Origin of the sequence: Streptomyces sp. Je 1-332, assembly GCF_040730185.1 — a bacterium.
GTDB lineage: Bacteria > Actinomycetota > Actinomycetes > Streptomycetales > Streptomycetaceae > Streptomyces.
Genome location: NZ_CP160402.1, coordinates 6075815 through 6088472, shown reverse-complemented (window position 1 = coordinate 6088472; position 12658 = coordinate 6075815). Strand labels below are relative to the sequence as shown.

The 12658-nt window shown below is 70.9% G+C and carries 11 protein-coding genes; 3 read left to right on the top strand and 8 right to left on the bottom strand.

Annotation, left to right across the window (positions count from 1 at the left end; translation table 11 throughout):
- Positions 1-57 precede the first annotated feature (57 nt).
- From hflX to miaA, 6 genes are all read right to left on the bottom strand, one after another.
- Positions 58-1557 (bottom strand): GTPase HflX, encoded by a 1500-nt coding sequence (gene hflX, locus ABXJ52_RS27615; protein WP_367045382.1) that lies wholly within the window; start codon positions 1555-1557, stop codon positions 58-60.
- 170 nt (positions 1558-1727) lie between these two features.
- Positions 1728-3215 carry a M1 family metallopeptidase gene (locus tag ABXJ52_RS27610; protein ID WP_367045381.1) on the bottom strand — a complete coding sequence of 496 codons (1488 nt, stop codon included), beginning with the start codon at positions 3213-3215 and terminating at the stop codon, positions 1728-1730.
- 113 nt (positions 3216-3328) lie between these two features.
- Entirely contained in the window at positions 3329-5488 is a 2160-nt protein-coding gene (locus ABXJ52_RS27605; RefSeq protein ID WP_367045379.1) for an HD domain-containing protein, read from the bottom strand.
- A gap of 142 nt (positions 5489-5630) precedes the next feature.
- Positions 5631-6509 carry a diaminopimelate epimerase gene (gene dapF / locus ABXJ52_RS27600; RefSeq protein ID WP_367045377.1) on the bottom strand — a complete coding sequence of 293 codons (879 nt, stop codon included), beginning with the start codon at positions 6507-6509 and terminating at the stop codon, positions 5631-5633.
- A 75-nt stretch (positions 6510-6584) separates the two neighbouring features.
- The gene (locus tag ABXJ52_RS27595) at positions 6585-7046 is read right to left on the bottom strand and encodes a hypothetical protein (protein ID WP_367045376.1); all 462 of its coding nucleotides are present in this window, start codon (positions 7044-7046) and stop codon (positions 6585-6587) included.
- Between the two features lie 101 nt (positions 7047-7147).
- Entirely contained in the window at positions 7148-8086 is a 939-nt protein-coding gene (miaA, locus tag ABXJ52_RS27590) for a tRNA (adenosine(37)-N6)-dimethylallyltransferase MiaA (RefSeq protein ID WP_367045375.1), read from the bottom strand.
- A 182-nt stretch (positions 8087-8268) separates the two neighbouring features.
- Here miaA and ABXJ52_RS27585 point away from each other — a divergent pair, with 182 nt between their 5' ends.
- On the top strand, positions 8269-8658 hold the full coding sequence (locus tag ABXJ52_RS27585) for a hypothetical protein (RefSeq protein ID WP_367045373.1): 390 nt from the start codon (positions 8269-8271) through the stop codon (positions 8656-8658).
- 25 nt (positions 8659-8683) lie between these two features.
- Entirely contained in the window at positions 8684-9079 is a 396-nt protein-coding gene (locus tag ABXJ52_RS27580; RefSeq protein WP_367045371.1) for an antitoxin, read from the top strand.
- 198 nt (positions 9080-9277) lie between these two features.
- Here ABXJ52_RS27580 and ABXJ52_RS27575 read toward each other — a convergent pair whose 3' ends face one another.
- Positions 9278-10015 (bottom strand): class III extradiol dioxygenase subunit B-like domain-containing protein, encoded by a 738-nt coding sequence (locus ABXJ52_RS27575; protein ID WP_367045369.1) that lies wholly within the window; start codon positions 10013-10015, stop codon positions 9278-9280.
- 35 nt (positions 10016-10050) lie between these two features.
- Complete coding sequence (gene miaB / locus ABXJ52_RS27570) at positions 10051-11571, bottom strand: tRNA (N6-isopentenyl adenosine(37)-C2)-methylthiotransferase MiaB (protein ID WP_367045367.1); 1521 nt, start codon at positions 11569-11571, stop codon at positions 10051-10053.
- An 85-nt stretch (positions 11572-11656) separates the two neighbouring features.
- Here miaB and ABXJ52_RS27565 point away from each other — a divergent pair, with 85 nt between their 5' ends.
- Positions 11657-12652 (top strand): TAXI family TRAP transporter solute-binding subunit, encoded by a 996-nt coding sequence (locus tag ABXJ52_RS27565; RefSeq protein ID WP_367045365.1) that lies wholly within the window; start codon positions 11657-11659, stop codon positions 12650-12652.
- Positions 12653-12658: the final 6 nt, after the last annotated feature.

Genomic DNA, 12658 nt, shown 5'->3' with positions numbered 1-12658 from the left:
GAGGGGGCGGGCCTTCGCCTTGCGTACCGGGCGAACCACGCCTGGACGAGCCTTCGTTCAGCCGGCGACCGGGACGTACGGCGTGAGATCCGCCGCCAGTTCCGCGTGCACCTTCGCCTTGAGCAGCGTGCCGTCGGCGGTGTGCTCCTCGGAGAGCACCTCGCCCTCGGCGTGCGCCCGCGAGATGAGCGAGCCCTGCGTGTACGGCACGAGGGCCTCGATCTCGACCTCGGGCCGCGGCAGTTCGGCGTCGATCAGCGCGAGCAGCTCTTCGATGCCCGCGCCCGTGCGCGCGGAGACCGCGATGGCGTGCTTCTCGTTGCGCAGCAGCCGCTGGAGGACCAGCGGATCGGCGGCGTCCGCCTTGTTGACGATCACGATCTCGGGCACGTCGGTCGCGCCCACATCGCGGATCACCTCACGCACGGCGGCCAGCTGCTCCTCCGGCACCGGGTGCGAACCGTCCACCACGTGCAGGATCAGGTCGGACTCGCCGACCTCCTCCATCGTGGAGCGGAACGCCTCGACGAGGTGGTGCGGCAGATGCCGTACGAAACCGACGGTGTCGGCCAGGGTGTAGATCCGGCCGCTCGGCGTCTCGGCCCGGCGCACGGTCGGGTCGAGGGTGGCGAACAGGGCGTTCTCCACCAGGACGCCCGCGCCCGTGAGGCGGTTGAGCAGGGAGGACTTGCCCGCGTTCGTGTAGCCCGCGATCGCGACCGAAGGCACCTTGTTGCGCTTGCGCTCCTGGCGCTTGATCTCGCGGCCCGTCTTCATCTCCGCGATCTCCCGGCGCATCTTCGCCATCTTCTCGCGGATCCGACGGCGGTCCGTCTCGATCTTGGTCTCACCGGGACCACGTGTCGCCATGCCACCGCCACCGCTGGATCCGCCGCCGCCCATCTGACGGGAGAGCGACTGACCCCAGCCACGCAGGCGCGGGAGCATGTACTGCATCTGGGCAAGGGCGACCTGCGCCTTGCCCTCTCGGGACTTGGCGTGCTGGGCGAAGATGTCCAGGATCAGGGCGGTCCTGTCGACCACCTTGACCTTGACGACGTCCTCGAGGTGGATCAGCTGGCCGGGGCTCAGCTCACCGTCACAGACGACGGTGTCGGCCCCGGTCTCGAGGACGATGTCCCGCAGCTCCATGGCCTTGCCGGATCCGATGTACGTCGCCGGGTCCGGCTTGTCACGGCGCTGGATGACGCCGTCGAGCACGAGCGCGCCCGCCGTCTCGGCGAGAGCGGCCAGCTCGGCGACCGAGTTCTCCGCGTCCTGCACTGTGCCCGAGGTCCACACGCCGACGAGCACGACCCGCTCCAGACGGAGCTGGCGGTACTCGACTTCGGTGACGTCCTCGAGCTCGGTGGAGAGGCCGGCGACGCGGCGCAGAGCCGCGCGCTCGGAGCGGTCGAACTGTTCGCCGTCCCGCTCTCCGTCGTGTCCGTGGCTCCAGGCGACGTCCTCTTCCATCAGGGCATCGGCCCGAAGACCTTCGGGGTAGTTCTGCGCGAGATTCTGCGCGTCCTGGGAAGGGGAAGAAGAGGAGGTCATTGGATCCTTACGTCGATGGGATTCTTCATACGGGTCAACGCTCGGGGCCGTCCCGAGATTCCCCGGTCCGGCCGGCGGGGGCCCTGAGATCACCCCGAAGGGTTTTCCCGGACCCGCGGCGGCGCCGACCTGAAGATGGTTGCACGGTACGGCCCGTCTCGTCACCCAGGTTATTTCCGGACGGGAGCCGCCTTACGCCAGTCCGGGTGGCCCGGCATCGACGGCGTCTTCGCGCCGTACAGCCAGGCGTCGAAGAAGCCGCTCAGATCACGGCCCGCGGTCGCCGAGGCGAGCCGCACGAAGTCCGCGGTGGTCGCGTTCCCGTCCCGGTAGGTGCGCACGAAGGCGCGCTCCAGGCGGTCGAAGCCCTCCTGCCCGATCTCCTGGCGCAGCGCGTAGAGCACCAGTGCGCTGCCGTCGTACACCACCGGCCGGAAGATGCTGATCTTCTGGCCCGGCTCGGGGCCCTTCGGCGCGGCCGGCGGTCCGCCCGCGGCACGCCAGTTGTCCGACTGCTTGTAGGCCTCACGCATCCGCTTCTGGAGGGGCTTCTTCGCCTTCTCCTCGGCGTAGAGGGCCTCGTACCAGGTGGCGTGCCCTTCGTTGAGCCAGAGATCGGACCAGGACTTCGGGCTCACGCTGTCGCCGAACCACTGGTGCGCCAGCTCATGCACCATGATCGACTCCACGTACCACTCGGGGTACTCGGGCCGCTTGAACAGATCGCTCTCGAAGAGGGAGAGGGTCTGTGTCTCCAGGGCGAAGCCGGTCCGTGCCTGCGCCATCAGGACGCCGTACGTCTCGAAAGGGTAGCGGCCGACCTTCCCCTCCATCCAGCCGATCTGGTCCGGCGTCTTCTTCAGCCAGCGCTCCACCGCCTTGCGGTCCTTGGTGGGCACCACGTCCCGCACGGGGAGGCCGTGCGGCCCGGAGCGGTGCACCACGGTGGAACTGCCGATGGACACCTGCGCCAGTTCCGTCGCCATGGGGTGGCGGGTGCGGAAGGCGCGGGTCGTGGTGGACCCGGTGTGCGCCGTGGCGACCGGCAGGCCGTTGGCGACGGAGGTGAGCCCCTTCGGGGTGGTGATGCGGAACGTGAACCGCGCCTTGTCGGAGGGGTGGTCGTTGGACGGGAACACACGGTGCCCGGCGTCGGCCTGATTGGCCATGGCGAGCCCGTCGGCGGTGGGCACCCAGCCGCCGTCCTTGTCCTTGGTGGGCCTGGGGTCGCTGGTGTGCCGGACGGTGATCCGCAGGTACGCGCCCCGGCTCAGGGGCCGTGCCGGGGTGACGACCAGATCCTCACCGGTGGCCTCGAAGCGGGCAGGAGCGCCGTTGACGGCGACGGAGCCGACCTTGCCGTGGGCGAAGTCCAGGTTGACCCGCTGCAGCGGGGCGGTCGCGCGGGCGTCGATCACGGTCACGGCGTCGAGGGGCTTCTTCTTGTCGCCGTGGTAGGTGAAGGCGATGTCGTACGCCGTCACGTCGTACCCGGGGTTGCCCAGGTGCGGGAAGAGCCGGTCGCCGATGCCGAGCGGTGTGGCCGGTGACGGCTCGCTCGCGGCGAGGAGGGTGGCGGAGGTGGCCGCGGCCAGAAGCGCGGTCGCGATGCGGAGAGTCTTCGGCCGCGAGGCCTTGACCCGGGGGGTGAGCAGCATGAACTACCGCTATCAGCGCAGACCTTCCGCACCCGTGTCGGCGCGCGCCGTGCCACTCGAACGAGTTGCCAGTAGGCGGCTGGGACGACGCTGACGCCCCTTCTTTTCGACCGCTACGAAGTCGCCGCCGCCGGGTGCTGGGCGCGACTGACGTCGTACACACCCGGCACCGCACGCATCGCGCGCATCAGCCCCGGGAGGTGGGCCGCGTCCGGCAGTTGCAGCGTGTACGTGTGGCGCACGCGCTGCTGGCTCGGCGGCTCGACGGTCGCCGACATGACCTCCACGCCCTCCATGGCGATGGCTTCGGTGAGGTCGGCCAGCAGATGGGCACGCCCGAACGACTCGGCGATCAGCGTGACCCGGCACTCCGCGCTGTCTCCCCAGCGCACTCCGACCTCCGCGCGCCCCACCTCCTTCATGCGCGCGACGGCGGGGCACTCGACGCGGTGCACGGTGACGACTCCGCCGCGCACGGCGAAGGCGGTCACCTCGTCGGGCGGCACGGGCGTACAGCAGCCCGCGAGGCGTACGCTCGCGCCTTCCCTGTCCACCACGGCGTTGGCCGCCGCGGGGCGCGGGAAGTCGGAGGGCTGCGGCGGGGGCGCGGGAGCGGTCTTCTCGGGGGCCGAGGCGGCGGGTGCCGCGGCGGGCGCGGGGTGCGTCGTGAGCCAGCGCCGGATGGCGATCCGGGCGCCGGGCGTGCGCGCGTGGTCGAGCCACTCGCGTGAGGGTCCGGACGCCACGTCCTGTCCCATGAGCAGCTGGACCGTGTCGCCGTCCCGCAGGACCGTGCTCAGCGTCGCCAGGCGTCCGTTGACCCGTGCTCCGATGCAGGCGTGGGCGTCCTCGCCGTACTGGGCGTAGGCGGCGTCCACGCAGCTCGCGCCCGCGGGCAGCCCGAGGGTGCCGCCGTCGGGGCGGAAGACGGCGATCTCGCGGTCCTGGGCGAGGTCTTCACGGAGCGTGGACCAGAACGTGTCGGGGTCGGGGGCCGCCTGCTGCCAGTCGAGGAGGCGGGAGAGCCAGCCGGGCCGGGTCGGGTCGGCGCGCTCACCCTCGACGGCGTCCACGGAAGGGGAGTCGGATCCGGTGTCGGTCTGCTCCTCCGAAGGAGGAGCGTACGGATTGCGCAGCGCGACGACGCCGGCCTCGGCCACTTTGTGCATCTGGTGCGTACGGATGAGGACTTCGGCGACCTCTCCGTCCGGGCGGGCCACCGCCGTGTGCAGCGACTGGTAGAGGTTGAATTTCGGTACGGCGATGAAGTCCTTGAACTCCGAGACCACCGGCGTGAAGCACGTGTGCAGCTCGCCGAGTACGCCGTAACAGTCCGCGTCCTCGTTCACCAGGACCAGGAGCCGTCCGAAGTCCGCCGCGCGCATCTCGCCGCGTTTGCGGTGCACCCGGTGGACCGAGACGTAGTGCCGTGGCCTGATGAGGACTTCGGCCGCGATGCCCGCCTCTCGCAGCACCCCGCGGACGTCGTCCGCGGTCGCTTCCAGTGGGTCGCCGCCGTCGGCCGCGTTCGCCGCGATCAGCTCTTCGACCTTGGCGTACTCCTCCGGGTGGAGGATCGCGAACACGAGGTCCTCCAGCTCGGTCTTGAGCGCCTGCACGCCGAGACGCTCGGCGAGCGGGATGAGCACGTCACGTGTCACCTTGGCGATCCGTGCCTGCTTCTCGGGACGCATGACGCCGAGCGTGCGCATGTTGTGCAGACGGTCGGCCAGCTTGATCGACATGACGCGTACGTCGTTGCCGGTGGCCACGAGCATCTTGCGGAAGGTCTCGGGCTCGGCCGCGGCTCCGTAGTCGACCTTCTCCAGCTTCGTGACGCCGTCGACCAGATAACAGACGTCGTCGCCGAATTCCGTGCGCACCTGATCGAGCGTCACATCGGTGTCCTCGACGGTGTCGTGGAGCAGTGACGCGGTCAAGGTGGTGGTCTCGGCGCCGAGTTGGGCGAGGATCAGGGTCACCGCGAGCGGATGTGTGATGTACGGCTCACCGCTCTTGCGCATCTGGCCTCGGTGGGAGGACTCCGCGAGGACCCAGGCGCGCCGCAGGGGCTCCAGATCCGCGTCCGGGTAGTGGGCGCGGTGGGCTTCCGCCACATGGCCGATCGCGTCCGGCAACCGGTCCCGTGTGGCGGGCCCCAGGAGGGCCGCCCGGCCGAGCCTTCGCAGGTCAAGCCGCGGACGACCGCGCCTGCGCTGGGCTCCGGGCGTCACGGGGCCAGACATCGCGGGGTTTGTAGCCTCCGCACTCATGGGCACCTCCGGCTGCTCCGACCGGCGGTGAGCGGACGACGGCGTGCTCCGTCCGGGCCGGTGCTTGATGCTACCGAGCCCATCACGCGCCGCTGACCGCCTCTCGCCGAGCGTGAAACGGATCACCCATTCGAGCGACAGTTCACGGGTTTACAGTTTCGAGCCATTCCGCGTCGATCACGCCTTCGGCGACGATCACAGCGGGGCCAGTCATCTCGATCTCGCCGTCGGGCCGCTCGGTGATCACCAGGCTGCCACCGGGCAGATCGACGGTGTACGTGACCGGGGATCCGGTCACCGCGGGGTCCGCCCCGTCCCTGCGGGCCGCCGCTACGGCCACGGCGCACGCGCCCGTGCCGCACGAGCGGGTCTCGCCGGCACCGCGCTCATGCACCCGCATGGCGACGTGCCGCGCGCCTCGGTCGACGACGAACTCGACGTTCACACCGTCCGGGTACGCCGACGCGGGGCTGAATGGCGGCGCGTCGTACAGGTCGCCCGCGTGGGCCAGGTCGTCAACGAAGGCGACCGCGTGCGGGTTGCCCATGTTCACGTTGCGCGCGGGCCACTGGTGGTCGGCCACCGAGACGGTGACGTCCCCTTCGGGGAGGGACGCCTTCCCCATGCCGACCGTGACATCGCCGCCGGCCGCGGCCTTGGCGATGTGCACGCTCTTCACGCCACCCCGGGTCGCGACGGCCAGATCGCCCTCGCCCGCCAGTCCGGCGCGCTGCAGATAGCGGGCGAAGACGCGCACCCCGTTGCCGCACATCTCGGCGATCGAACCGTCGCCGTTGCGGTAGTCCATGAACCACTCGGCCTCGTCGGCCAGATGACGCGCATCGGGGTGTGCCGCGGAACGCACCACATGCAGCAGACCGTCGCCCCCGATGCCCGCACGGCGGTCGCACAGGGCGGCGACAGCAGCCCGGGACAGCTCGACGGCGTTGTCGGGGTCCGGGATGATCACGAAGTCGTTCTCGGTCCCGTGCCCCTTGAGGAAGGCGATCGGCGTGCTCATTCCTCGATCGTACGGGGTACCGCGGACAGTCCGTCGTGAAGGGGCCCTCCAGGCCCCTGACCTCGTACGACGCCGTCAACGAAGGCGCGCGACCCGCCACACGGCGAGGACGGCGACGGCGAGGAACACCAGGGCGTACGCGCAGACGATCCGCCAGTCCGGACGGCGCCCGGAACCGCGCTCCGGCAGCCCCGGCCAGGTGTGCCCCACGCGGCGGGCGGCCATCATGCCCCAGCCCGCGGCGCAGCTGCTGATCAGGAGTCCGAGCATGGCCACGACGGCGCCGCCGTCCCCGAACTCGAAGGCCAGCGGGAAGGCGAACATCAGCGATCCTGCGGCGGCAAGGACGACGATCGGCGCGAGCTGCCAGATGCGCAGTCGGCGCTGCGGGCGCAGTTCGACCTCGACCTCCGCCGCGGCCATCGCGTCCGGGACGGGACCGTCGTCGCTCACGCCGTCCGGCGCCGCGTCGGGTCCGTCAGGGGTCAGCTCGCCGCCGTCATGCGCGGTGTCGCGAGGGCCGGCCTCCATCGCCATCCGCCCTCCCACTTCGGACTCCACTGGTCGATCGATGGTCGATGATGGCACGGCGTCAGGGGCCGGGATGACCGCCGGAGCGTCCCGATGCCATCACGTGATCAGGCTGTGACCGCTCGTTCGACCAACGCCATTGCCCGTCCCGGGAGTTCCCCTCGGTCGGCCATGGCGCCACTGAGCCAGTGCACCCGGGGATCGCGGCGGAACCACGAGTCCTGGCGGCGAGCGAAACGCTTGGTCGCGCGCACGGTCTCCGCGCGCGCCTCGCCGTCGGTGCACTCCCCCGCGAGCGCCGCGAGCACCTGTTGGTACCCGAGCGCACGCGACGCCGTACGCCCCTCGCGCAGCCCCACGGCCTCCAGGGCCCGCACCTCGTCGACGAGGCCCGCGTCCCACATGCGGTCCACGCGCGTGGCGATGCGTTCGTCGAGCTCGGGGCGGCCGACGTCGACGCCGATCTGGACGGTGTCGTAGACGGAGTCGTGGCCGGGGAGGTTGGCGGTGAAGGGCTTGCCGGTGATCTCGATGACCTCGAGGGCACGGACGATCCGGCGGCCGTTGCTGGGAAGGATGGCCCGGCCCGCTCCGGGGTCGGCGGCGGCGAGGCGGGCATGGAGCACGCCCGGACCGCGCAGCGTGAGTTCTTCCTCCAGGCGGGCGCGGACCGCGGGGTCGGTGCCGGGGAACTCCAGGTGGTCGACGGCTCCCCTGACGTAGAGCCCGGAGCCGCCGACCAGGATCGGCCAGCGCCCTTCGGCGAGGAGGCGGTCGATCTCGGCGCGCGCCAGCTTCTGGTACTCGGCGACGCTCGCCGCCTCCGTGACGTCCCAGATGTCGAGGAGGTGGTGCGGGACGCCGTCGCGCTCCTCGAGCGTCAGCTTGGCGGTTCCGATGTCCATCCCTCTGTAGAGCTGCATGGAGTCGGCGTTGACGACTTCGCCGCCGAGACGCTGGGCGAGGAAAACGCCCAGATCGGACTTTCCAGCCGCGGTGGGCCCGACGACGGCGATGACCCGCGGTGCGGGAGCTGCTCTACTCACCGCCCCAGTCTCGCAAACCCCGGGGCCGCTTCCCGAACGAGCTACGTGACGCCACACGTCCGGGTTCGTTGCCTGTTGCGAGGTTCCGGCCGCCGGTTTCGAGGATCGGCGACCCGGGAGGCGCAACAGAGCGCACCGGGCGGCGCGGGATTTCGCCCACACGAGTACCGTATGGAGTAGATATGGGCGTTTTTGCACGGTTTCGCAGGAAGTCAAAGGACACGGAGAAGGCGTCAACAGCCGAGTCGGCAACCAGCACCCTGACAGCCGAGCCGGAAGCGGCCGGGGAGTCCCCCGAGCCTGGGACCGGCAAGGAAGAGGCCAAGGCCGAAGCCGCCGCCGATGAGGCGCCCGCGGCCGAAACCGAGGCCGAGCCCGCCGCTGAGAAGGAAGCCGGGGGTAAGGCCGGGGCCGAGGCTGAGAAGCAGGCCGGGGCCGAACCCGAGACCGTGACCGATGACGCGTCGGAGGACTCCGAAGCGGCTGCCGCGGACAACGTGGACATCCCGAAGCAGCAGTCCGCGGAGAAGGCCGCCGACAACGACGAGGCCGACGAGGGCGCCCGCAAGTGACTCTCCCAACGAGGGAAGGCAACCGATGGGCCTCCTGCAGAACCTGAAAGACAAGCTCGCCCCGGCGAAGGACAAGGTCGCGGGCCTCGCGCAGCAGCACGGGGACAAGATCGACCAAGGTCTCGACAAGGCCGCGAAGGTGGTCGACGGCAAGACCAAGGGCAAGTACAGCGACAAGATCCAGACGGGGACGGGCAAGGCGAAGGATGCCGTGGACCGCCTCGCGGGGACGCCCGACGAGGGCAAGGCCGCGGGTGGCGGCACCACCCCGGCCACGGGTGGCACGGCCCCGGCCACGGGCGGCACGACGACGCCCACCGGCGGCACGACGCCCCCCACGGGCGGCACCACCCGGCCCGCAGGCGGCACCACTCCGCCCACGGGCGGCACAACCCCGCCCACGCCCCCTCCGGCTCCCTGAACCACCCCGCGTCACCGGTCGAAGACCCCGGCGGACGGCCGTGGAGCGCCACCAGCTCCGCGGCCGTCGCCGTACATCGGGGCCGCGTGGACTCCTCTGCCACCTCGGCCACACGCGCTCCAGCCACGTCGGCCACACCCGCTCGAGCCACCTGAGCGCCTCCCGCGGGAGTCGCTCAGGCCTGGAAGGCCCAGGCCGCTACGACCAGGCGGTCACCACATACCCGACGCCGTATGGAGCGTCCTCGTAGAGCAGCTCGCCGCTGAGGCCCGCTCCGTCGGCCGCGCCCGCGAGCACCTGCCACGGCGCCCGGCCCGCCGCCTTCAGTTCGTACGCAAGCTGCTCGTCCAGCGCCTTGAGTGCCTCGACGTCCGCCGCCCCCAGCGCACGGCCCACCGCCGCGTCGAAGCCGGCCGCCCGCTCGTCGAGATACCCGGGCGCCTTCAACGTGCGGCACGCGCTGGCGTCGCCCATCACCAGCAGGGCCACCCGGTCGGCCCGCGCCGCGATTTCCCCTCCGACTTGAATACACCGCTCGGCCGCCAGAGGTTCCCCCACCCCGAGACCTTCCATGGGGGCGGCCGACCACTCCGTACGGTCGAGCAGCCAGGCGGCGACGGCGAGCGAGGGCGGAAGGTCACGCTCCGCCTCCTCCGCAAGGGGCCGGTCCGCACCCTCGCCACCGGGACGTCCGAGCCGCACATCCAGGTCCACGCCGAAACCACGGAAGGACCCCCGGGCGCCCTGCGGATGCGGGCCCCGCCCGTCCTGCCTTGCGGGCCCGACCACGACGAGCAGGTCGGCCCGTGCGGCGGCCAGCACCCCGATGGCGTCCTTGCACGCGGCGCGCGCGGCATCCAGTTCGGGGGCGGCGCCCGCCGCCACCTCGGGGACGAGCAGGGGCGGGCAGGGGCAGACGGCTGCGGCGACAAGCATGATCCGCAGCGTAACGCCCGCGAGAGCGCGCTCGGTCAGTCGAGCGCGCACCCGCCTCCGGTGGCCACGGGAAGCGGCTCAGGGGCGCCCACCTGCGGAAGGCCGAGCATGACGCCGGCGGGCTTGGCCGCCGCCTCCGTGTTGCGCTTCTCCCAGGCGTCGCCCGCGCGCGTGGGGCGCACGTTCAGGACGGCGCCCTCGGCGAGGAGGTGGTGCGGCGCCGCGTACGTGATCTCCACCGTCACGACGTCACCGGGGCGGACCTCGGTGTCCGGCTTGGTGAAGTGGACCAGGCGGTTGTCGGGGGCGCGTCCGGAGAGGCGGTGCGTGGCGCCGTCCTTGCGGCCCTCACCCTCGGCCACCATCAGGTCGAGGGTCCTGCCCACCTGCTTCTTGTTCTCGTCCCAGGCGATCTCCTCCTGGAGGGTGGACAGACGCATGTAGCGCTCCTGCACGACCTCCTTGGGGATCTGCCCCTCCATGGTCGCCGCGGGCGTACCGGGGCGCTTGGAGTACTGGAAGGTGAACGCGTTGGCGAAACGGGCCTCGCGGACCACGTGCATCGTCTGCTCGAAATCCTCCTCGGTCTCCCCGGGGAAGCCGACGATGATGTCGGTGGTGATCGCGGCCTCGGGCATGGCGGCGCGGACCTTCTCGATGATGCCGAGGAAGCGGTCCTGGCGGTACGAGCGGCGCATCGCCTTGAGGATCGGGTCCGAGCCCGACTGGAGCGGCATGTGCAGCTGCGGCATCACGTTCGGGGTCTCGGCCATGGCGGCGATCACGTCGTCCGTGAAGTCGCGCGGGTGCGGGGACGTGAAGCGCACGCGCTCCAGGCCCTCGATCTTCCCGCAGGCGCGCAGGAGCTTGCTGAAGGCCTCGCGGTCACCGATGTCCGAGCCGTACGCGTTCACGTTCTGGCCGAGCAGGGTGATCTCGGAGACACCCTCGGCGACGAGCGCCTCGATCTCGGCGAGGATGTCGCCGGTCCTGCGGTCCTTCTCCTTGCCGCGCAGGGCGGGCACGATGCAGAACGTGCAGGTGTTGTTGCAGCCCACGGAGATGGAGACCCAGGCCGCGTACGCGCTCTCGCGGCGCGTAGGCAGCGTCGAGGGGAACGCCTCCAGGGACTCGGCGATCTCGACCTGCGCCTCTTCCTGGACGCGGGCGCGCTCCAGGAGGACCGGGAGCTTGCCGATGTTGTGGGTGCCGAAGACGACGTCGACCCAGGGGGCCTTCTTGACGATGGTGTCGCGGTCCTTCTGGGCCAGACAGCCGCCGACGGCGATCTGCATGCCGGGCCGCTTGGTCTTCATCGGCGCCAGGCGGCCGAGGTTCCCGTACAGACGGTTGTCGGCGTTCTCCCTGACGGCGCACGTGTTGAACACGACCACATCGGCGTCGCCGTCCGAGCCCTCGGGCGCGCGTTCGTAGCCGGCGCCCTCGAGGAGACCGGAGAGGCGCTCCGAATCGTGGACGTTCATCTGGCACCCGTAAGTGCGTACCTCGTACGTTCCTTTAACGCCCACTGCCTGTCCCCGGTCGCCGCTGCTCATGTGACAAGGGTAGGCGGTCCACGGAGTGTCCCCGCCGGGAGCTCGGCCCTGGCCATCACGCTGAGTGGCTGGCAGGATCGCGCGCATGCTCACGGCACTCCCCCACATCGGCAGGCGGCGCGCGCTCCAGGGTGCGGCGGCCGCTCTCGTGGTCTTCGGGCTCCTGATGTGGTGGCTCGTCCCCGGTGGCAACGACTCTCCGGAGGGCCGGATGACGTTCAGTACGGGCGTGAAGAACGCGGTGTACGAGCGGTACGGCAAGCTCCTGCGGACCGCTGTCTCCCATGACATGCCCAAGGTGGACGTGGAGCTGCTCAACAGCGAAGGGTCGCAGCAGAACGTCGAGCGGGTCGCTACGGGGAAGGCCGATTTCACCATCGCGGCCGCCGACGCCGTCGAGAAGTACCGCCTGGAAGGCCATGCGGGCGCGGACCGGCTGCGGGGCTGTGCGCGGCTGTACGACGACTACGTCCAGCTCGTCGTCAGGCGCACGTCGGACATCGGCAGGGCGCAGGACCTGCGGGGCGGGAAGGTGGCCGTGGGCCAGCCTCGCTCGGGCGTGCGGCTGATAGCGGAACGGGTGCTGAAGGCCGCCGGCCTCGATCCCGACAAGGACCTCACGGCGGTGGACGCCGGCATCGACAAGGCGCCCGAGCTCCTCAAGAAGGGTGAGATCGACGCCTTCTTCTGGTCGGGCGGTCTGCCGACCCTCACCGTGGCGGAGCTCTCCAAGGAGTTCGACATCCGCCTCGTCCCGCTCGGCACCCTCGTAGAGGCGCTTCACGAACAGGGCGGGGCATCCCGCTACTACCGGGCGGCGGTGATGCCCGCCGACGCCTATCCCGCCGCCCAGCAGAACGACGCCGTGCCGACCCTGGCCGTGGCGAACCTCCTGGTCACCACGGACCGGGCGGACCCGAAGCTGACCGAGGGGCTGACCCGAACGGTGATCGACAGCCGCGACCACATCGGTGACCAGGTGCACGCGGCGCAGCTGGTGGACCTGCGGACGGCGCTCTACACGGACCCTCTCGCGCTGCACAAGGGCGCGCGCCGCTACTACCAGTCGGTCAAGCCGTAGCCCTCG